The sequence below is a fragment of the Aliamphritea ceti genome, assembly GCF_024347215.1.
In the GTDB taxonomy this organism is placed as follows: Bacteria; Pseudomonadota; Gammaproteobacteria; order Pseudomonadales; family Balneatricaceae; genus Amphritea; species Amphritea ceti.
In genome coordinates this window covers 4,007,780-4,027,627 of record NZ_AP025282.1, presented here as the reverse complement: position 1 = coordinate 4,027,627, position 19,848 = coordinate 4,007,780, and the positions used below count along the sequence as shown (strand labels likewise).

At 47.0% G+C, this 19,848-nt stretch carries 15 protein-coding genes, 2 tRNA genes and 1 pseudogene; 9 read left to right on the top strand and 9 right to left on the bottom strand.

Features of this window, described 5'->3' with window-relative positions:
* The first annotated feature begins 10 nt into the window (after nucleotides 1–10).
* Both OCU49_RS18430 and OCU49_RS18425 read left to right on the top strand, forming a co-directional pair.
* Nucleotides 11–982 (top strand): type II secretion system F family protein, encoded by a 972-nt coding sequence (locus tag OCU49_RS18430; RefSeq protein WP_261842021.1) that lies wholly within the window; start codon nucleotides 11–13, stop codon nucleotides 980–982.
* Nucleotides 983–1,146: 164 nt separating this feature from the next.
* Complete coding sequence (locus OCU49_RS18425; protein WP_261842020.1) at nucleotides 1,147–2,103, top strand: tetratricopeptide repeat protein; 957 nt, start codon at nucleotides 1,147–1,149, stop codon at nucleotides 2,101–2,103.
* A 93-nt stretch (nucleotides 2,104–2,196) separates the two neighbouring features.
* On the opposite strand, the gene rimK is transcribed toward OCU49_RS18425, so the two are convergent.
* Together rimK and OCU49_RS18415 are read right to left on the bottom strand one after the other, a co-directional pair.
* Nucleotides 2,197–3,090: a 30S ribosomal protein S6--L-glutamate ligase gene (gene rimK / locus OCU49_RS18420; protein ID WP_261845261.1), complete on the bottom strand. Its 894-nt coding sequence runs from the start codon at nucleotides 3,088–3,090 to the stop codon at nucleotides 2,197–2,199.
* Nucleotides 3,091–3,168: 78 nt separating this feature from the next.
* A pseudogene (locus OCU49_RS18415) lies at nucleotides 3,169–3,582 on the bottom strand (ATP-dependent zinc protease family protein); the annotation flags it as partial.
* A 257-nt stretch (nucleotides 3,583–3,839) separates the two neighbouring features.
* On the opposite strand from OCU49_RS18415, the gene OCU49_RS18410 reads away from it, so the two are divergent.
* From OCU49_RS18410 to OCU49_RS18385, 6 genes are all read left to right on the top strand, one after another.
* Nucleotides 3,840–3,916, top strand: a tRNA-Met gene (locus OCU49_RS18410).
* A 547-nt stretch (nucleotides 3,917–4,463) separates the two neighbouring features.
* A tRNA-Met gene (locus OCU49_RS18405) sits at nucleotides 4,464–4,540 on the top strand.
* Between the two features lie 765 nt (nucleotides 4,541–5,305).
* Entirely contained in the window at nucleotides 5,306–5,707 is a 402-nt protein-coding gene (locus tag OCU49_RS18400; protein WP_261842019.1) for a hypothetical protein, read from the top strand.
* A 158-nt stretch (nucleotides 5,708–5,865) separates the two neighbouring features.
* Nucleotides 5,866–7,323: a TolC family protein gene (locus OCU49_RS18395; RefSeq protein WP_261842018.1), complete on the top strand. Its 1,458-nt coding sequence runs from the start codon at nucleotides 5,866–5,868 to the stop codon at nucleotides 7,321–7,323.
* Nucleotides 7,320–9,233 (top strand): efflux RND transporter periplasmic adaptor subunit, encoded by a 1,914-nt coding sequence (locus OCU49_RS18390; protein WP_261842017.1) that lies wholly within the window; start codon nucleotides 7,320–7,322, stop codon nucleotides 9,231–9,233. Before OCU49_RS18395 ends, OCU49_RS18390 begins: the two co-directional genes overlap by 4 nt.
* A gap of 2 nt (nucleotides 9,234–9,235) precedes the next feature.
* Nucleotides 9,236–12,418: an efflux RND transporter permease subunit gene (locus tag OCU49_RS18385; protein ID WP_261842016.1), complete on the top strand. Its 3,183-nt coding sequence runs from the start codon at nucleotides 9,236–9,238 to the stop codon at nucleotides 12,416–12,418.
* A 192-nt stretch (nucleotides 12,419–12,610) separates the two neighbouring features.
* Here the strand turns inward: OCU49_RS18385 and OCU49_RS18380 are convergent, their stop codons facing one another.
* The 6 genes from OCU49_RS18380 to cadR all read right to left on the bottom strand — a co-directional run bounded on the left by OCU49_RS18380 (nucleotide 12,611) and on the right by cadR (nucleotide 16,001).
* Nucleotides 12,611–13,477: a c-type cytochrome gene (locus OCU49_RS18380; RefSeq protein ID WP_261842015.1), complete on the bottom strand. Its 867-nt coding sequence runs from the start codon at nucleotides 13,475–13,477 to the stop codon at nucleotides 12,611–12,613.
* A gap of 6 nt (nucleotides 13,478–13,483) precedes the next feature.
* Nucleotides 13,484–14,020, bottom strand: coding sequence for a c-type cytochrome (locus OCU49_RS18375; RefSeq protein WP_261842014.1), 537 nt, complete (start codon nucleotides 14,018–14,020; stop codon nucleotides 13,484–13,486).
* A 42-nt stretch (nucleotides 14,021–14,062) separates the two neighbouring features.
* Nucleotides 14,063–14,446 carry a hypothetical protein gene (locus tag OCU49_RS18370; RefSeq protein ID WP_261842013.1) on the bottom strand — a complete coding sequence of 128 codons (384 nt, stop codon included), beginning with the start codon at nucleotides 14,444–14,446 and terminating at the stop codon, nucleotides 14,063–14,065.
* Nucleotides 14,447–14,575: 129 nt separating this feature from the next.
* Nucleotides 14,576–15,109 carry a methylated-DNA--[protein]-cysteine S-methyltransferase gene (locus tag OCU49_RS18365; protein WP_261842012.1) on the bottom strand — a complete coding sequence of 178 codons (534 nt, stop codon included), beginning with the start codon at nucleotides 15,107–15,109 and terminating at the stop codon, nucleotides 14,576–14,578.
* Between the two features lie 72 nt (nucleotides 15,110–15,181).
* Nucleotides 15,182–15,448, bottom strand: coding sequence for a DksA/TraR family C4-type zinc finger protein (locus tag OCU49_RS18360; protein ID WP_261842011.1), 267 nt, complete (start codon nucleotides 15,446–15,448; stop codon nucleotides 15,182–15,184).
* 82 nt (nucleotides 15,449–15,530) lie between these two features.
* Complete coding sequence (gene cadR / locus OCU49_RS18355) at nucleotides 15,531–16,001, bottom strand: Cd(II)/Pb(II)-responsive transcriptional regulator (protein ID WP_261842010.1); 471 nt, start codon at nucleotides 15,999–16,001, stop codon at nucleotides 15,531–15,533.
* An 80-nt stretch (nucleotides 16,002–16,081) separates the two neighbouring features.
* On the opposite strand from cadR, the gene OCU49_RS18350 reads away from it, so the two are divergent.
* Nucleotides 16,082–18,409 carry a heavy metal translocating P-type ATPase gene (locus OCU49_RS18350; protein ID WP_261842009.1) on the top strand — a complete coding sequence of 776 codons (2,328 nt, stop codon included), beginning with the start codon at nucleotides 16,082–16,084 and terminating at the stop codon, nucleotides 18,407–18,409.
* A gap of 90 nt (nucleotides 18,410–18,499) precedes the next feature.
* Here OCU49_RS18350 and OCU49_RS18345 read toward each other — a convergent pair whose 3' ends face one another.
* Entirely contained in the window at nucleotides 18,500–19,645 is a 1,146-nt protein-coding gene (locus OCU49_RS18345; protein WP_261842008.1) for an alpha-hydroxy acid oxidase, read from the bottom strand.
* Nucleotides 19,646–19,848 lie beyond the last annotated feature (203 nt).

Below are 19,848 nucleotides of genomic sequence, written 5' to 3'. Positions count from 1 at the left end.
GGCTACTGTCATGGATTATTTATATGGTCTTATTAATAGTACGGTTTTTGACGCGACTGATGCCCGGTTAATTTTTTTGGTGTTGACTGGGTTAGCAGTCCTGATTGTTTGTCTGGGAATAGGGTTTATGGTACTGGGGTTATCAGACCCATTGCGTTTGAAGATGATGATGCTTCGTAAGCAGGTTCCTGGCGGTTCAGCGTCAGTCAGTAATGACCGTTTGGCGACTAAAACGTCACGCACATCCTTATCGGAGTCTCTGGCGCCTAAAGAGGGCTGGCAGGATTCAAAAACACAGGTTCGTCTTACTAATGCAGGCTTTCGCAGCTCGAGTGCAGTCGCAGATTATTATGCTATTCGCTTTTTGCTAATTCTGTTATTGCCAGGTATTGCCTTAGGGGTTACCCAGTTTATGCCGGAAATGAGTGCGAATAATATTGCGGCAACATTAGTACTGGCGCTGGTTGTCGGCATAATTTTACCGAGCTATGTATTGGATAAGCTTATTGCCCGTCGGCAGCGGGCGTTGCGAAATGCATTTCCTGATGCATTGGATATGTTGGTGGTGTGTGTTGAGGCAGGGTTGGGACTTCAGATGGCTTTGCAACGAGTCGCCGATGAAATACAGGTTAGCCATCCAATATTGGCGGACGAATTACATCAGGTAAATAACGAAACCCGGGTTGGTGTGGATCGAATTCAGGCATTAAGAAACATGGCGATTCGAACTGGTTTAGAGGATATCCGTGGTTTGGTTGCGTCACTTGATCAGAGTATTCGGTTTGGTACCAGTATCGCCGATACCTTGCGTGTGTATTCCGACGAGTTCAGGGATAAGCGTTTACAACGGGCGGAGGAGCTGGCGGCAAAAATAGCCACAAAGATGATTTTCCCACTGACATTTTGTCTCTGGCCATCATTCTTTCTGGTAATGGTTGGACCTGCTGTTTTGGGGGTTTTAGCTGTTTACGCTACAAGATAGAAAAAAACAGCCATACTTATACTTATGGACTTTACATATCGGCTAAGTAACGAAGCATTGGCATCAGCGGCAAAGGGGGCTGGATCATGCGTACTTTTACCAAGCTGTATTAGGATATTTATCGTGGTTATATTTATTGTGCAGTAATTTGTTGTGCTGTCATATTGAGTGGTTGTACAGCTAATCAGGAGAAGTCTTCAGAGCTAAGTGCAGAACAGTCAGAACTTTATGACGGTAAGCCAATACTGGCTTATCTGGCGGCAAAACAGGCTAAAACACCTGAAGAAGCTTTACAGCGTGCCCGAAGTGCGGTGGCTGAGAATAATTATGACAAAGCGCTGTATGAATATATTCGTGTATATGAACTGGACGATAAGCATACACAGGCATTACTGGAAATTGGTAATATCCATTACCTGCGAAAGAATTACAAAACGGCTTATGTGGCATTCAGAAAAGCTTTATCAATTGATGAGGCTCTGGTGTCTGCTCATCAGGGAATAGGTCTGATTCTGTTGCGGGAAAAGCAATATGATGCTGCTCAGGATTCATTTCAGCAAGCTGTGACCTATCAGAAAGCCAAGACACAAGAGCAAGAGACAGCAGGCGCCGATTCGTCGGTTATACGCCGTACAGCAGGATTGGCACTGGAATCATATAATGGCCTGGGCATCATCTATGATATGAAAGGTGAACTTGAAGAAGCCCGTAAGCATTATATGGAAGGGCTGGCGATTGGCGGATCCAGCAAGGTAATAATGAATAATCTTGGTTATTCTCACTATATGTCTGCACAGTGGCACGAAGCAGAAGTGTATTTTAGTAAAGCCTTACAAAAAGATAATTTATACCAGCCAGCCTGGAAGAATTTAGGCCTGGTATATGCGCGACAGGAGCGTTATCTGGAAGCGATTGAGGCGTTAGAGCAAGTGATGGATACCGCCCAGGCTTACAATGATATTGGCTATATTTGCTTATTATCTAAGCGATATGTTGAGGCGGCTGATTTTTTTAAGAAAGCGATAACTGCTAATCCGCGGTATTACAAAGTTGCTCAGCAGAACCTTGTGAAAGTTAAGCGTTTGCTGAAAAGTGGATTGACGAAAAATCAGGAGATTTGATTGGGGACGTGTTGAGGTGTCCTTTAGCCGCCGCAGGGTAAATGCGGCGGCTTTTTTATGACAGCAACTTATTCGGATCTTTTGTTGGGTAAGTTATTCTGCCAGCGTCCATTTGAGTTTCTTTTCTATTGCCTGAATCATCATACCCGCAACGTTCTTACCGGTTGCGCCTTCAATGCCTTCCAACCCTGGAGAAGAGTTTACTTCTAATAATAATGGTCCTTTAGCCGATCGGATTATATCTACGCCGGCGACTTTTAATCCCATACATTTGGCGGCTTTTATGGCGATACGTTTCTCATCAGCGGTGGGCACAATCAGGCTGGCGGTACCGCCTTGGTGAATATTGGCTCGGAATTCGCCGGGTTCCGCTTCACGTTGAATGGAAGCGACCACTTTACCGTCTACTACAAAGCAGCGAATGTCTTTACCGGCGGCTTCTTTAATAAACTCCTGTACCAGAATATCTGCCCGTAAACTTTTAAAAGCGTTAATCACAGACTCTGCTGCTTTTTTGGTTTCCGCCAGAACCACCCCGCGACCCTGAGTACCTTCCAAGAGTTTTATGATCAGGGGAGCGCCACCGACCATGTTGATCAGGTCTGCAGTTTCCAGTGGTGAATTAGCAAAGCCGGTAATAGGAATTTCAACACCGCTTTCGAACAGTAACTGCAGCGAGTGCAATTTATCTCGTGACTGAGTAATAGCTAAAGCAGTATTCAGGCAGTAGACGCCCATAGATTCGAATTGGCGGGAGAGGGCACAACCATAGAAGGTCATGCTTGGCCTAATTCGGGGAATGACAGCATCCAGATCATTCAGGACATCACCTCCCCGGTAGTGAACTTCCGGGGTGTCGGCATCCATCTTCATGTAACAGTATTTAATATTCAGAAATACCATCTCATGGCCGCGTTCTTCACCGGCTTCAATGATGCGGCGGTTACTGTATAGATTAGGGTTGCTGGCCAGTACCCCAATTTTCATACCGCGCTTAGGGAGTTTCTTTGGCCGGTATAGGTCCAGTAGCTCGCTGTCCTCCAGGTCGCCAAACATGAAAGACTCTTCAGGGTCGACCAGCAAGCGTCCTTTCATTGCTTCGCGACCGAGTAACATTCGGTAACCCATTGCATCGCGGTTTGTCAGGGTCAGCTCTATATCCCAGCTTTGTTCTCCCATCGCGATACTGGTTTTGATGACATAGCGCTTTTCAGAACTACCGCTGGAGCTTTTAACGGTACGGCGGTCATGAATGGGAGCTTCACAGTTTATGACGGTTTTGCGATTGTCCTGAAGAGGGTATACATCGAAACTGACCCAGGAGCTGCCGTTGCGTTGGAAGGTTTTGATATTGAGAGCGTGGATAGCTGAAGTGCGGGCACCGGAGTCAACCCGGGCTTTTATTGCTGGTATCGACAGGTCAATAAATTTACACCATTCCTCGCTACCTGTGATGAGTTTACTGCTTTGATTAACCATGCAGGGTATTCCTTATTTTTATTGTTGTAGGGACCCGGGAATACAGTCGGTATAGTGAAGAAAAGTGCCGATTGCATTCGCTGATTCCTTAATCCTCTGGCTAATTAGTGTGCAGTTTTTCGCTATGTCATAGCAACTGCTCGTCGTTAACTGGTTGATATTTAGGCATCTCGTCGCTAAAAGATAGGTTTTCACGACTTATGTTGAATAAAGCTTGCCACCTCCGGGTCGCATATGTAGTATACGGCCCACGTTGATGCGGGGTGGAGCAGCCTGGTAGCTCGTCGGGCTCATAACCCGAAGGTCGTCAGTTCAAATCTGGCCCCCGCTACCAACGTAAAAAGAGAGGCTTATCTTTATAGATAGGCTTTTTTTATGCCTGCAATTTGAGATTATATTTCAGTGTGGCTCGCCGGGCTCAGCTTTCTATAACCCCTGGCGAAGGTCGTCAGTTCAAATCTGGCCCCCGCTACCAACGTAAAAAGAGAGGCTTATCTTTATAGATAGGCTTTTTTTATGCCTGCAATTTGAGATTATATTTCAGTGTGGCTCGTCGGGCTCAGCTCTTTATAACCCCGGGCGAAGGTCGTCAGTGTAAGTTTGGCCCCCGCTACCAACGTAAAAAGAGAGGCTTATCTTTATAGATAGGCTTTTTTTATGCCTGAAATTTGAGATTATATTTCAGTGTGGCTCGTCGGGCTCAGCTCTTTATAACCCCGGGCGAAGGTCGTCAGTGTAAGTTTGGCTCCCGCTACCAACGAGATAAACAGAAGAGGCTAACCGAAAGGTTGGCTTTTTTCGTTTCAGGGACATGTATTTTTCAGAGTTAACTTAACGCTTGCCAAGCACAGACCTCATCTGTAATATACGCCCCACGTTGATGCGGGGTGGAGCAGCCTGGTAGCTCGTCGGGCTCATAACCCGAAGGTCGTCAGTTCAAATCTGGCCCCCGCTACCAACGTAAAAAGAGAGGCTTATCTTAATAGATAGGCTTTTTTTATGCCTGAAATTTGAGGTTATATTTCAGTGTGGCTTGGTAGCTTGTCGGGCTCAGCTCTTAATAACCCTGGGCGAAGGTCTTCAGTGTAATTTTGGCCCCCGCTACCAACGTAAAAAAGAGAGGCTTATCTTAATAGATAGGCTTTTTTTATGCCTGAAATTTGAGGTTATATTTCAGTGTGGCTTGGTAGCTCGTCGGGCTCAGCTCTTAATAACCCTGGGCGAAGGTCTTCAGTGTAATTTTGGCCCCCGTTACCAACGTGATAAAACAGAAGTGGCTAACCGAAAGGTTGGCTTTTTTCGTTTCTGGGGTATGAGTTTTTTAGAGCAGCTTACTAGCTCATCGAGCTTGGCTCTTTATAACCTCCTGGGGAGGTAGACAGTTCAACTCTGGCTACCGCTACCAACCTAAAATTGCGGCTCACCTTCGCTTAAATAATTGGGCTGTTTTTTGTTTTTGAATAAGTTGTTGTGAGCACTGATTTTTAAGAGTGCCGGTAAATTTAACATTGCGTTATCAAGTTGGCCCTGACGGGTTTTATTGAAGGTATAAGTGACCAGTAGGGGCATATTTTCAGGATAGTTTCAGGTTGCTTGCTTATTGTCGCTGCAGTTCTGTATTACTGAACTTTGCGGCGCTTCACTTGACTAAATGTCTGAATTTAAACAATATGCGCCCAGATTTATCTTGTTACTTGCCCTGAAGGGCCTGGAAGTTGTAAAAATGCTGACCCGATTAAACAGATTTACGATGTTGTTATGCATCTTGGTAACTATGGTTGCCCAGACGTATAGTTTGTCGTCTGTGGCCAGCGTTTCTAATACGCATATCGGGATGGCTGCAATGCAGTCTGTTTCTGAATCTTCTTCAAATATGGCTATGATTTGTCAGGGTATGAGTACAGCAGAAGCTATGGCTTGTTGTATGAATATGGCTGATAGTTTGCAGGGTGAATGCTGTGATTGCGATGCCAACTGCGCATCTATGCAATGTGCATCATCGGTATTTACGGCTAATTCAGCGGGTCTGAATATGCGTAAAGACCGTCATTTACTGTCTCAACTTCAGTTACATTTACCTGTACAGTCATTAAGTTCTTTATACCGCCCTCCAATTACTCACTAAAGCATTTGCACTTTTAGTGCTTATTTTTTAGTGAGTTGTTCTGTTATTTATCATGATTTATGTGAATAAGTTTAGCTACACGGTTGTGTGGCGTTAACGGTTTATTCATCAGATAAATAGACAACTCCCTTGTTAGATTTACCCTTCGTGGGGGAGTTATGTTTTTAATTAATAAAGATTTTATTTCGATAAGCTGTGCACGCTTAATTTGTGGTGCATGGTTAAGTGTTAGCGCTAGTCTGGTTCTCGCAGAACAGGTTGCAGAGTCTGCTGACGATGTCTTTACACTTGATCAGGCAGTGCAGACTGCCTTGCAGCAGGATGCCTGGCAGCTTCAGAATCGTCTTCAGGAGAAGGCTCTTATTTCGCAGAGCCGGGCAGCGGGTGAATTGCCTAATCCTCAGTTTTCTTTCTCGCTAGCTAACTTACCCACAGACAGTTTCGACTTTGATCAGGAACGGATGACACAGCTGATCGGTGGCGTTTCTCAAGTGCTGCCGAGAGGGGATTCACTGGCGTTACAAAAACAACAGTATCTGCAACGCAGTGAGCGTCACCCTTTGCTGAGCTTGGATCGGCAGGCCCGACTGGTGATGACTGTTAGCCAGTTATGGTTGGAAGCTTACAAGGTTCGTCAGAGCATTGCGCTGATCAGGAATGATCGGGTGTTGTTCGATCAGTTAGTAGATATTTCATTGGCTAGTTATTCCTCTGCATTGGGGCAAACCCAGCAGCAGGATATTGTGCGTGCCGAATTGGAAAAAAACTTACTTGATGATCGTCTTACTCAGTTATTACAGCGTCAGGAATCTTTGGAGCAACAACTGGGCGAGTGGCTCGGGGCTGATAGTTACGCAGGTTCATATGTCTATTCGGAAGAAATGCCGCGGTTATCATTGTTACGCTCAGAGTTGAGTACATCTGATGCCCGAATGGATGATAGTTCTCTGGCACAAATTTTAATGCAACATCCACTGATCATCGCACTAAACAAAAGATTAGCGGTACAGCAAATCGGCGTTGATTTAGCTAAGCAGGCTTACAAGCCGCAATGGGGTGTTCGTGCCAGCTATGGTTACCGGGCCAGCGATAGCAGTGGGCGTGACCGGGCGGATCTGGTGACATTTGGTGTCACGTTGGACATGCCGGTTTTTTCCACAGTAAAGCAGGACAGTGGTGTTGAAGCGGCGGTGTACCGGCGTGAAGCTGTGAACAGCGAACGCATTTTACTGCTGCGTAAAATGATCGCTGAGTTTAACGCGGCTAAGGTACAGCGTGCCCGCTTGGATCAGCGTGAAGAGTTATATAGCAATCAGATTTTGCCGCAGATGCGTTTACAAGCTCAGGCGGCTTTAAATGCTTATACCGCAGATAACGGCGATTTTGCAGAAGTCGTCCGGGCGCGAATTGCCGAACTTAATGGTCGTATTGATGCGCTGGAAATCGTTGTTGATCAACAGTTATTAACAGCGCGAATGAATTATTTTCTGGCAACAAAAAATATGCCTGTTCCCGTTGTATTCAATGCCCATTCATCAGTGTCGCAGAATTCTTTATCCACCTCCGATTTAGCCGTTACTTATCCATCAGCCAGCGTTGAGGAAACAGCATTATGATGCGCTCAGTGAAAAATTTCAGTTTAGTTTTAGTGGGTGTGGTACTGGGTACTGCTGCGGCTACAGCTGTCGTCCCTTATATCAAAGGCCAGTTAGGCATGATGGGTATGTCCGGTGATTCAGCCGCTATGGAAATGCAAGACTCTGATGCTCAAGAGCCTCTTTACTGGGTGGCGCCGATGGATCCGAATTATCAGCGAGATAAACCGGGTCTGTCACCTATGGGGATGGAGTTAGTACCGTTTTATGCCGAGCCTGTGAAAAGTAAGCCAAAGGAGCCTCTGTATTGGGTGGCACCGATGGACCCTAATTTCCGTAAAGATAAACCGGGCTTATCTCCCATGGGGATGGATCTTGTGCCGTTTTATGGAGATGACGGCGGTGATGAGAGCGGTCCGGGTACGATTAGAATTTCATCTGAAGTGGTAAATAATCTTGGTGTGCGAACAGCACCTGCGCGGGTTTCGCAGTTGTCGCTGCAGGTAAACACTGTGGGCTATGTGCAATATAACCAGGATGAAATGGTACATGTACATCCCCGGGTAGAAGGTTGGCTGGAGAAGGTATACGTCAAGTCTGCCGGCGAGACTGTGGAGAAAGGTCAGCCTTTGTATGAACTCTATTCTCCAGAGTTAGTGAACGCGCAGGAAGAGTTGCTGTTCGCGTTCTCCCGTAAAGACCGACGTCTTATTAAGGCTGCAGAACGGCGATTAAGTGCATTGCAGGTGCCTGACGCTGCAGTTAAACGGTTGAAGAAAACCCGCAAAGTCGTTCAGACAGTAACTTTTTATGCGCCGATGTCCGGTGTTGTCGAAAACTTTGCGATGCAGGAAGGCTTTTTTGTGAAACCTGGAAAAATGCTGATGTCCATCGCTTCACTGGATGAAGTATGGATAGAAGCAGAGGTTTTTGAGCGTCAGGCAAGTCTGGTTAAGCAGGGGGCTCCGGTGACAATAAAGCTTGATTATCTACCGGGGAAAATCTGGCAGGGTAAAGTGGATTATGTGTACCCGGCGCTGGATAAAATGAACCGGACGCTAAGAGTACGTATTCGTTTTCCGAATCCAGGCTTAGTACTGAAACCGAATATGTATGCGGAAGTAGTGATCAGTAATTTATCCGAAAAGCAGGTGTTAAACATTCCCCGTGAAGCTCTGATTCGTGTCGGTAATAGTGACAGGGTAGTACTGGGGTTGGGCGAAGGACGTTATAAGTCCGTGAATGTAGTTGCTGGCCGGCATGACGGCAGCCGGGTGGAAATATTAGAGGGTATAGCAGAGAGCGAGTTAGTGGTGACTTCTGCACAATTTTTGCTGGACTCTGAGTCCAGTAAAACGTCTGACTTTAAACGTATGCATCAGCCCGATTCTGCGATGGCCGCAATGGATAACATGCAGATGAATATGTCCGGTGCCAGTTCTACAGAGATGCTTAAAACCGAAATGATGAATGCTGAGGCAGGGAAAGGGAACAGCATGTCAGCAGGGATGAATATGCAATCGGCCAGCGACATGCCGAACTGGATAGTTATGAAATCTGGATTGGAATATTCCCAGTCGCAAGAAATGAAGATGAAAAAAACAGGCATGATGACGGCTGAGAATATGCCGGTGTCTGCTGGAAATTCTGACGTAGAGGATATGCCTGCAAACAGAGTATGGACGACAGCCAGGATAAATAAACTGTTGTCGAATGGGCGTCGGGTCAATGTGAAACACGCTGCTATTGAAGCCTGGAGCTGGCCATCAATGAATATGGATTTGGGATTGGCTGATGATGTGTCTTCGAAGGAGTTGCAGCTGGGCATGCGAATCGCAATAGAAATAACCAAAACAGATGCCGGTCTTTATGTCATTTCTGATGTTGAATTGCTGGATAACATTGGCTTGTCTGCAGCGCAGGAGAAATAGTCATGATTGAAGCTATTATTCGCTGGGCGGTGGGCAACCGTATGTTTGTTGTGCTGGCTACGCTGATGATCGTCGGTGGTGGCCTTTATTCACTGAAGAATACGCCTCTGGACGCGATACCTGACCTCTCTGATGTGCAGGTCATAATCAAAACCAGCTATCCAGGGCAGGCGCCGCAGGTTATTGAAGACCAGGTAACTTATCCACTGACGACTGCAATGTTATCAGTGCCGGGGGCTGAAACAGTACGTGGATTTTCGTTTTTCGGTGATTCCTATGTTTACGTGATTTTTAATGATGATACGGATATGTACTGGGCGCGAAGCCGGGTATTAGAGTATCTGAATCAGGTGTCATTACCGGAGAATGCCAAAGCACAGCTAGGGCCGGATGCAACGGGGGTTGGCTGGGTCTATCTTTATGCGCTGGTTGACCGGACCGGACAGAACGATCTGAGTGAGTTACGCAGTTTACAGGACTGGTTCCTGAAATATGAATTACAAACAGTGCCGGGAGTCTCTGAAGTTGCCTCACTGGGGGGCATGGTGCGGCAGTATCAGGTACGGGTTGATCCGGATAAGTTGCGGGCTTTCAATATGCCACTGTCACATATTCAGACCGCAATAAAACGCGGTAATCAAGAGGTCGGTGCATCTGTTGTTGAAATGGCAGAAGCTGAATATATGGTGCGTGCATCAGGGTATATTCAGAACCGTCAGGATCTTGAAAATATCCCACTGGGGATGAATGAAAGTGGCACGCCGTTATTGCTGAAAGATGTTGCGGATATTGGCGTTGGCCCACAAATGCGTCGCGGGGTTGTGGAGTTAGACGGCGAAGGCGAAGTGGTTGGCGGCGTTGTGGTGATGCGCTTTGGAGAAAATGCGCAGCAAACCATTGATGGTGTGAAAGCACGGCTTGAATCGCTGAAGTCTGGACTTCCTGCTGGTGTAGAAGTTGTTACTGTGTATGACCGTTCCGGGCTGATCGAGCGGGCGGTAGATAACCTCTGGACCAAGCTAATTGAAGAATTCGCGGTGGTTGCGCTGGTCTGTATGGTGTTTTTGTTTCATGTGCGTTCGTCGCTGGTGGCCATTGTGAGTTTACCTGTGGGTATTCTTGCGGCATTTATTGTCATGTATATACAGGGCATTAATGCCAATATCATGTCTTTAGGCGGGATCGCAATCGCTATTGGCGCCATGATTGATGGTGCCATTGTGATGATTGAGAATATGCACAAGCATATGGAGCGCACGCCACTGACAAAAGAAAATCGTTGGAAAATCGTCGCTGATTCCGCCTGTGAAGTAGGGCCGGCGTTATTCTTCAGTTTGTTGATTATTACCGTTAGCTTTGTGCCGGTGTTTACGCTGGAAGCGCAGGAAGGACGGATGTTTTCACCGCTGGCGTTTACCAAGACGTATGCAATGGCGGCTGCTGCAGCATTGGCAATTACTTTAGTGCCAGTACTCATGGGATATTTTATTCGCGGAAAAGTATTACCGGAGCACAAAAACCCGATCAACCGAATACTGTCGGCAGTGTATTTACCTGGGTTAAAAACAGTACTTAACTTTCCTAAGTTAACCTTGTTATTGGCCTTAGGTATTTGTGCCTTAGGTGTCTGGCCGTTAGATAAACTTGGCAGTGAGTTTATTCCGCCACTGGATGAAGGCGACCTTATGTATATGCCAACAACTTATCCGGGTGTATCTATTGGTCAGGCGCGGCAGATTTTGCAACAAACCGATAAATTAATTCGCAGCGTACCGGAAGTTGAAACGGTTTTTGGTAAGGTTGGCAGGGCAGAAACGGCAACAGACCCCGCGCCGTTAACCATGATTGAAACCTTTATTCAGTTAAAGCCTCAGTCAGAATGGCGAGACGGTGTGACCACCGCCAGCTTGAAGAAAGAGCTGGATGACCTAATTAAACTTCCGGGTATTACTAATGCCTGGGTGATGCCAATCAAAACGCGCATCGATATGCTGGCTACCGGTATTAAAACCCCTGTGGGCATTAAGATTGCCGGGCCTGATCTAAGTGTGATTCAGGATATTGGTCAGCAGTTGGAAGTAGTGATGAAAGATATTCCGGGAACCGCTTCAGTGTATTCTGAACGGGTTGCCGGCGGTCGTTATATCAAAGTAGATATTCAACGCCAGAAGGCTGCGCGTTACGGGCTCAATATTGCTGATGTTCAGCAACTTGTTTCGGCAGCAATTGGCGGAATGAATGTTTCTCAGACCGTTGAAGGGCTTGAGCGTTACCCGATTAACATCCGTTATCCGCAGAGCTTCCGTGACTCGCCTGAGCAATTAGCATTGTTGCCAATAGTCACGCCAATGGGACAGCGTATACCGCTGGGCGATATCGCGCGTATTTACATCGAAGAAGGACCGCCAGGTATCAAGAGTGAAAATGCCCGTCTGAATGGCTGGACCTTCATTGATATAGAAGGTGTCGATATTGGCAGTTATGTTGAAAATGCCCGTAAGATCGTCGCAGAAAATCTGGATTTACCCGCGGGTTATTCGATTAACTGGTCTGGGCAATATGAATACATGGAACGGGCGAAAGAGAAGCTGACGTATGTAATTCCCCTGACCTTGCTGATTATTGTGATTCTGTTGTTCATTAATTTTCGTAACTTTATCGAGGTTGCGATCATCATGGGAACCTTACCACTGGCGATGGTTGGCAGTGTCTGGCTGATGTATCTGGAAGGCTTTAATTTTTCGGTGGCCGTCGGTGTGGGTTTTATCGCTTTGGCAGGTGTTGCGGTGGAAATAGGCGTGATTATGCTGGTGTATCTGAATCAGGCGTATCATGAAATGCTGGACAGTTGCCGTCAGAAGCAGGCTATGCCTGATGAGTCTTTATTACGCAATGCCGTTATGCAGGGCGCGGGGCTACGGGTACGACCTGTCATGATGACAGCGGCGGCAATTGTTGCCGGTTTGTTGCCTATTTTATATGGCACAGGCACCGGTTCCGAAGTCATGAGCAGAATAGCAGCGCCGATGGTTGGTGGCATGATCAGTGCTGTAATTCTTACCCTGATGGTGTTACCTGTGGTGTATTTCCTGTGGCGCAAGCGGGAAGTAAAAGCGTTTACGGCTGAGAACTTTTTCGTTAAATCTACACCTGTCGCAGTGACTGAGTCGGCCTTAATGGGATAGTTGTGTTTATGAATAACGCTGTGTTTATGAGTAGTACAGCTTTTATGAATCGTTCAGCACTTTTGAATAGAACAGTGTTTATAGAAAGCCTGTGCCTATAAAAGCAGCTACGCTGAAGGCACCGCTCTTAAGAATTGAGTGTTAATAAAAACCGGGAGCAGGCTCCCGGTTTTTTTGTTGTGAGCTGCTGACCTATTCGCTTAGCAAATATTTGGCGATTGCCTGACGGTCTGCTTCACTCATGAAGCGGCTACCATGCTTGATTACTTCACCCATACTGCCACCCAAAGCATCACCTTCAGGCGTGATACCGGTTTTTAATGCATAGGCTAAGTCTTCCACCGTCCAGTTGTTTTGCCGTAAGGCACTGGCAGTAATTGCCGGTATTGCTTCCGCGTCTCCTAAAGCTTCAACGCCCTGTAGCCACTGATCCTGTTGCAAACTGCCGAATAGATTTCTGGGGGTATGGCAAGCTGCACAATGGCCAACTGCTTCAGTCAGGTACTTACCCCTGTCGGACTCTTCAGTTACATCAGGTGATAACTGGAACAGCCGTTGCCATACTGGCAATCCCTGTTTCAGATTATAGGGAAAGCTCAGTTGTGAAGGCGGTGTTGGTTGATTAACGGGTGGTACAGTGCGAAATGCAGCCCATAAGTCACGAACATCCTGATCACTTAGCTGACCGAAGAACTCATAAGGAAAAGCCGGATAATAAGCGCTGCCTTCCGGTGATATACCCTGACGTACTGCCCGGGCAAAATCATTGAGTGTCCAGCTGCCGATTCCAGTCTTAGAATCCGTCGTCAGGTTAGGCGCATAGAACTGGCCGTAAGGGCTGTCCAGTGGTGCACCGGCAACCAGCTTGCCATTGTTTTCGCTATCAGTATGGCAGGCAATGCAACCGGAGATACGCGCAAGATAAGCACCGTTAGCGACGTTACCTGGCTGTTCCTGATTATCTGACAGCGCTTCAACAGTTATGGCAGGTTGAAGCATATAGTAACCGGCCGCCACTGCTGCAGAGAGCAGGACGGTCAGGCTGATGGTTTTGATCATCAGCGGTTACTTGTTCTTCTTTTTACGGAAGCTGGTATGGCATGACGAACAGGTATCTGCCAGCTGTCGGAACAGACTGTCTGCAGAATCTTCAGTTACTGCCGGATCAGCCATTGCTGAAGTATCCATCGACATACTCATACTGGCTTCATTGTTGTCTGCTTCACGAATGTCTGCAGAAGTCTCCAGTGCCAGGCTGATGCGTTTCAGTTCAGTGGATAAAAACTCAAATTTATCCCACTTTTTCCATATTTCCTGCTTGGCTTCACTGGCGTGTTGCAGACTACCTTCGGGGAAAAGCTTAGTAAGTGTTGTTGCAGAATGTTTTGCAATAGTTTGGCTGTGTTTACGTACTGCGTCTGCATCGTAAGCGGTTTTGCCTTTAAACATTGCGGCCATAGATTTCATGGATTTTTTCATCACATCCATCTGATCCATACGTTCTTTAACGATGCCGGTAGCGCCCTGATGGGCAGATACAGACGTGACTAAGCCTGTGGTAAGGATCGTGCTAATAGCAATAGTAGCGGCTAACTTGTACATAAATACCTCTTAAATTCTTTTAAAAATCGCGATTTATAACAGTTAAGTATTCATGGATTTGTATCTTGGAGGCGGATCATCCGATGTTAACGCGGGAGTGAGATAGCGGCTTTGAACATGCTCTGCCGGTACATACTGATCCGTTTCAGGGCAGCATATGCGTACTGGATTCAAAAATAATTGGCTTAGGGTACTGAATGTCCCTTCATGTAAGAGTTGTAAGTTTTCATAACTCAGGTGATCAGAATGGGAGTAAGTCAGATCGTGGTCGTGGGCCTGGTGATGCTGTTGATAGTTGTTTTGAGAGGCTGCCGTTAGCGATGCCAGTAAGCCGCTAGCCAGGGACGCCTGCACAAACAGAATCGTCATCATAGCGATAATCATCAGCGGGCTGGTAAGTGGCTGGCGTGATTCGATTTTTATCATTACAGAATGCTAAAGAAACTGCATTTATAAGGCAACTGTGTTGTAAGACAACATGTGTACGACAACACGTGTAAGGCAACATGACGGTCGCTTTAACGTTAGTTATGGCGCAGTCATCATCGGGTTTAATTAAAACAGCTCGAGTGTTTGTCCGGGCAGTTCTGCGCCTTCCAGTTTCAGAAGTTTCTCCTTCGCAGGGAGGCCTCCCGCATAACCGGTAAGTGAACCGTCACTGCCAATAATACGGTGGCAGGGCACGATAATAGAAATAGCATTGGCGCCGTTCGCGCTGGCAACGGCGCGGATGGCTTTAGGGTTACCAAGTAATTCTGAAAGTTGCAGATAACTATACGTTTCGCCGTAAGGTACTTTAATTAATGCTTGCCAGACCTGTTGTTGAAAGCCGGAGCCTGCCAGTGACAGCGGTAAGTCAAAGTGCTGGCGCTGGCCTGAAAAGTAGTCTTCTAACTGATCAATGGTCTGATCTATCACTGGATCTGTCAGCTGTTCATATTCAGCTTTGAAAAACTTCTTTAAGCGGTTATCCACCTGATCCCGCATACGCCGGTAGCGCCAGTCACACAGACAGAGTTCACTGTTAAAAGCACCAATAATCAGTTCACCTACTGGTGTTTGGTAATACTGGATGTGGATAGTGCTCATGGTTCAGTTCCTTTGTGTCTGAGCAGGGTATGTTAATAACATAAACGCTTGCGGATAAATTATTCAGAGGGTTTAGCGGAGCTGGCTGTCTTTACTGCCGCGTCGGTTGTAACTGGCAGTATTAGCCTGCTGCTTGTCGTACTCACTCTGGCATTTTATACACAAATGAACGCCTGGTACTGCTTTTCGGCGGGCTTCCGGAATTTCGGCGTCACACTCTTCACAAAGCTCCAGACTGTCTCCTTCATGGAGTTGCTGGCGTGCATGTGCAACAGCATCTTCAACACTGGCATCAATCTGATCCTGAACAGCACCGTCTTTCGCCCAACCTCCGGCCATAGCTATACTCCTGTTTTTTTATTTGGCTTGATGGTCAGTATAGATTCTCCGGAATAGCGAGCTTGCGTGAACGCGTCATATTTCAGGTTTTTTTATGATGACAGCGACTGCCTTCAACATGGCTATTACTGGCTTTTGGAGTTTGCCATTCATTGTTATCCGCTTCGTCGAGCTTTTTCAGAATGCCGCAATCCCGGGCTGCATGCACTGAATGACACTGACTTCTGAGGATTTCTAACTGGGACTCCAGCGCCTGTAATTCTTCAATACGGGCGCGAACGTGTTCAAGATGTTCCTCGATCAGTTCATTAATGCTGACACAGCTGTTATCCGGTTCTTCTCTGGCCTGAAGCAGTTGCTGAATCTCTTCATGAGTCATCGCTAAAGCGCGGCAGCGACGAATGAACAACAGTAGTTCCAAATGTTTCTGGCCATAGTAACGGTAGTTATTTTCCTGGCTGCGCATCGCTTTGGGTAGCAGCCCCACCTTTTCGTAGTAGCGAATCGTTTCTACGGTACAGCCGGTTTCTTTGGCTAATTCACCGATTTTCATTTTTTTATCCTACTGTGTTGACCCTAAAGTCACTTCAGGGTGTTTAATGCCAAGCATAAGTTAAGTTCTGGAGAATCGCCATGACAAAGTGCTGCGATCAAAACAAGTTAGACACCGCCGTTGAAGAGAAAGTGACAGTAGAAAATATTGCAGATGTTGCCGTGGCTAAGCCTGAAATTTCATCTGGTTGCTGTGGTTCAGTAACAACTGAGCCTGTAGTGAATCAAGAAGATGCATCTGGGGGATGTTGCAGTGCACCGGCTATTGGGCTGACCAGTGTTGGTGGGCAAACAAAAGTAGACGGCGGTGTGCAGACCTCTATGCGTATTATGCAGATGGACTGTCCGACAGAGGAAAGCATGATCCGTAAGAAGCTGGGCGCTATGGATTGTGTTAGCAGCATGGAATTTAATCTTATGCAGCGGGTACTTACTGTTGTTCATACAGAGGGCAGTCTGGATGACGTACTGGCTGCTGTACGCTCGCTGGATTTTGATCCGGAACTGCCGGATGCCAGTGGCGAGTTAGGTGCTGTTGAGCAGGAACAAAAGCCCTGGTGGCCGTTGATAATTGCCGCGCTAATCGCCGTTGCTTCAGAGGCGGTTGGTTGGATTGAAAGTGCACTTATTCCCGATTGGACCGCTGCAGCCCTGGCGTTGGTTGCCATTGTGATGTGTGGTGGAACGACCTATAAAAAAGGTTGGGTGGCGTTGAAAAACGGCAATATGAACATTAATGCTTTAATGAGCATTGCGGTTACCGGTGCTGCTATTTTGGGAGAATGGCCGGAAGCTGCGATGGTAATGGTGTTGTTTACCATTGCTGAGTTGATTGAAGCTAAGTCTCTGGATCGGGCACGTAATGCGATTGCTGGCTTAATGGAGCTGACTCCTGAACGGGTTACGGTCAGGCAGACTGATGGTAGCTGGCAGGACGTGGATGCTAAAACGGTTGCGATTGATGACGTGGTGCGGGTTAAACCGGGTGAGCGTATTGGTCTGGATGGTGAACTGGTTGCCGGTGCATCAAGTATTAATCAGGCGCCAATTACCGGTGAAAGTTTACCTGTGGATAAAACGGTTGGCGATGCTGTGTTTGCCGGTACGATTAATGAGTCCGGTTCATTCGAATATAAGGTTACTGCGGCTGCGGGTCAGACTACTCTGGCACGTATTATCCATGCGGTAGAGGAGGCTCAGGGGACTAAAGCGCCTACTCAACGCTTCGTGGATAAGTTTGCAAAGATTTATACACCAATCGTGTTTATTGTTGCATTCGCCGTAGCTGTATTGCCCCCCTTGTTTCTCGGTGGAGGTTGGCAAGACTGGATTTATAAAGCGCTGGTGCTGTTGGTAATTGCCTGTCCCTGTGCGTTGGTGATTTCTACTCCTGTAACCATTGTCAGCGGTTTGGCAGCGGCTGCCCGTCAGGGAATTCTGATTAAAGGTGGTGTGTATCTGGAGCAGGGGCGCTTACTGAAATGGTTGGCGTTGGATAAAACCGGCACCATTACTCACGGCAAACCGGTACTGACTGATTTTCAATCCTGGGATACAAAACTGTCTGAAGAACAGGTGAAAACATTAGCAGCCAGTCTGGCCGGACGTTCTGATCATCCGGTGTCTGTAGCGATTGTTAAGGCTGAAACTATGCCGCAACAGCATCTGGAGATAGTAAATTTTGCTGCTGTGCTTGGGCGCGGTGTTCAGGGGGAGATAGACGGTGAGCAGTATCATCTGGGTAATCAGCGTCTGATTGATGAGTTGCAGCTGAATAATACTGAGCTTCAGATGCGTTTGAATGAACTTGAACAGCAAGGCAAAACAGTTGTTATGCTGGCTGATCAGAGTCGTATTCTTGGCTTGTTTGCCGTGGCTGATACAGTTAAGGAATCCAGTCAGCAGGCGATTGCTGAGTTGCATGCATTGGGGGTTAAAACCGCAATGCTAACAGGTGATAACCCACATACTGCCAGGGCAATTGCTGCTCAGGTAGGCATTGATGAAGCCCGCGGTAATCAGTTACCGGAAGATAAACTGACAGCGGTTAAAAACTTTGCGACTGACGGTGCAGTGGGAATGGTTGGCGATGGCATTAATGATGCGCCTGCTTTGGCACAGTCTGAAATAGGTTTTGCCATGGGAGCTATGGGCACAGATACCGCCATTGAAACAGCGGATGTTGCTTTGATGGATGATGATCTGCGTAAAATTCCGGCTTTTGTTCGATTGTCTCAGGGGACCCGTAATATATTGGCGCAAAATATTGCATTGGCGTTAGGTATAAAAGGCATCTTTCTGGTGTTAACAATGATCGGTCTGGGCACTATGTGGATGGCTGTTTTTGCTGATGTAGGTGCCAGCCTTCTTGTGGTGGCAAACGGTTTGAGGCTATTAAAAAAGACCTAATGTTTGGCTGACAGCCTGAACAGGATTCACTTATGAGTTGAACCAAAGCCTTTCTTCGTGACGACCGGAGAAGGGCTTTTTTTTGCTAGTTTACTTTAGAAACCTAGGTAAATCGGCAATAGCAGGGCAGCGCAGTTGCTCCATAACTTGTTGCAGTTCCCGTTGAAATATTTCAATGGTGTGTGTTGCTCCTGCCTCTCCTAATCCTCCCATACCGTACATGAAGGCCCGACCAGCAAAAACAGCATTAGCCCCGTTTGCCAGATAGCGGGCAAGATCTACTCCTGTTTCAACGCCGCCATCCACCATTAATGATGTGTCTGAGCCGATACTGCTACGAATTTTAGCAAGGGCGTGCAGGCTGGGAATTGCTGCGTCTAACTGCCGGCCGCCGTGATTAGAAATGATTAAGCCATCAGCGCCAGCACCGATTGCCCGTTTGGCATCATCAGCAGTGAGAATGCCTTTAACGATCAGTTTTCCTTGCCACATTTTCCGAATAGCTTTCAGAGTTGGCAGGTCGACCACTTTTTTTAGAGTATTACGAATGTAATGGGCTACGTCTGCTAAGTTTGCATCGCTTGGAAGATAAGGCTCCATAGTGGCGAATTGCGGCACGCCGTTACGTAAGGTATTCAAACTCCAGGCTGGGCAGCACATGCTTTGCCAGAGGTTTCTAGCTGATATTTTTGGCGGGACCGATAAACCGTTTCGGATATCCGCAGGGCGATAACCGGGAGACGGCACATCGATTGTTACTACAAGGTGGCGGCATCCAGCTTCCCAGGTACGTCTGAGGAGATCTTCGCAAATCTCATCAACTGTTGGAGGATAGAGTTGAAACCATAAATTATCTTTGGCATTTTCGGCGGCCTGCTCGATAGATATGCTAGCCAGAGAGCTGAGAATAAAAGGTATGTTGGCCTGATGTGCTGCACGTGCCTGATATTCTGATGCTCTGGGCCAGATCAGGCCGCTCAGGCCTACCGGAGCTACACCGAAAGGTGCCGCATATTGTTGTCCCATCAGGTTACAGCTGATTTCCGGAGTCTCGCAGCTGGTCAGGTATCTGGGGTGCAGATACAGCGCATCCAGTGCCTGGCGGTTGGCCGAAACCGCCTGATTACTGTTACAACCGTTAGTTAGATATTCATAAGCGAATTTTGGAATGCGACGTTTAGCCAGCATTCTCAGATCTTCTATGCAGGCTGCCTGATGGTTGAGTGATCGGCGCATAATACTTTGCTCTGTTAAGTGACTGTTAGTAATAGCGGTCGGCATAGAAGCTGGAAACACTATTTTTCATATTCCCCTGAATGTTTTGTTTATGCAAGGCAACTCGCTAGATTACAAAGGCATGTGTTTCAGTATGTTACGGCAGTGAAGCTGGCCTGTAAGGTTGCCGGTTTTCATTTTTATTTCAGACTTATGTGCTTTAG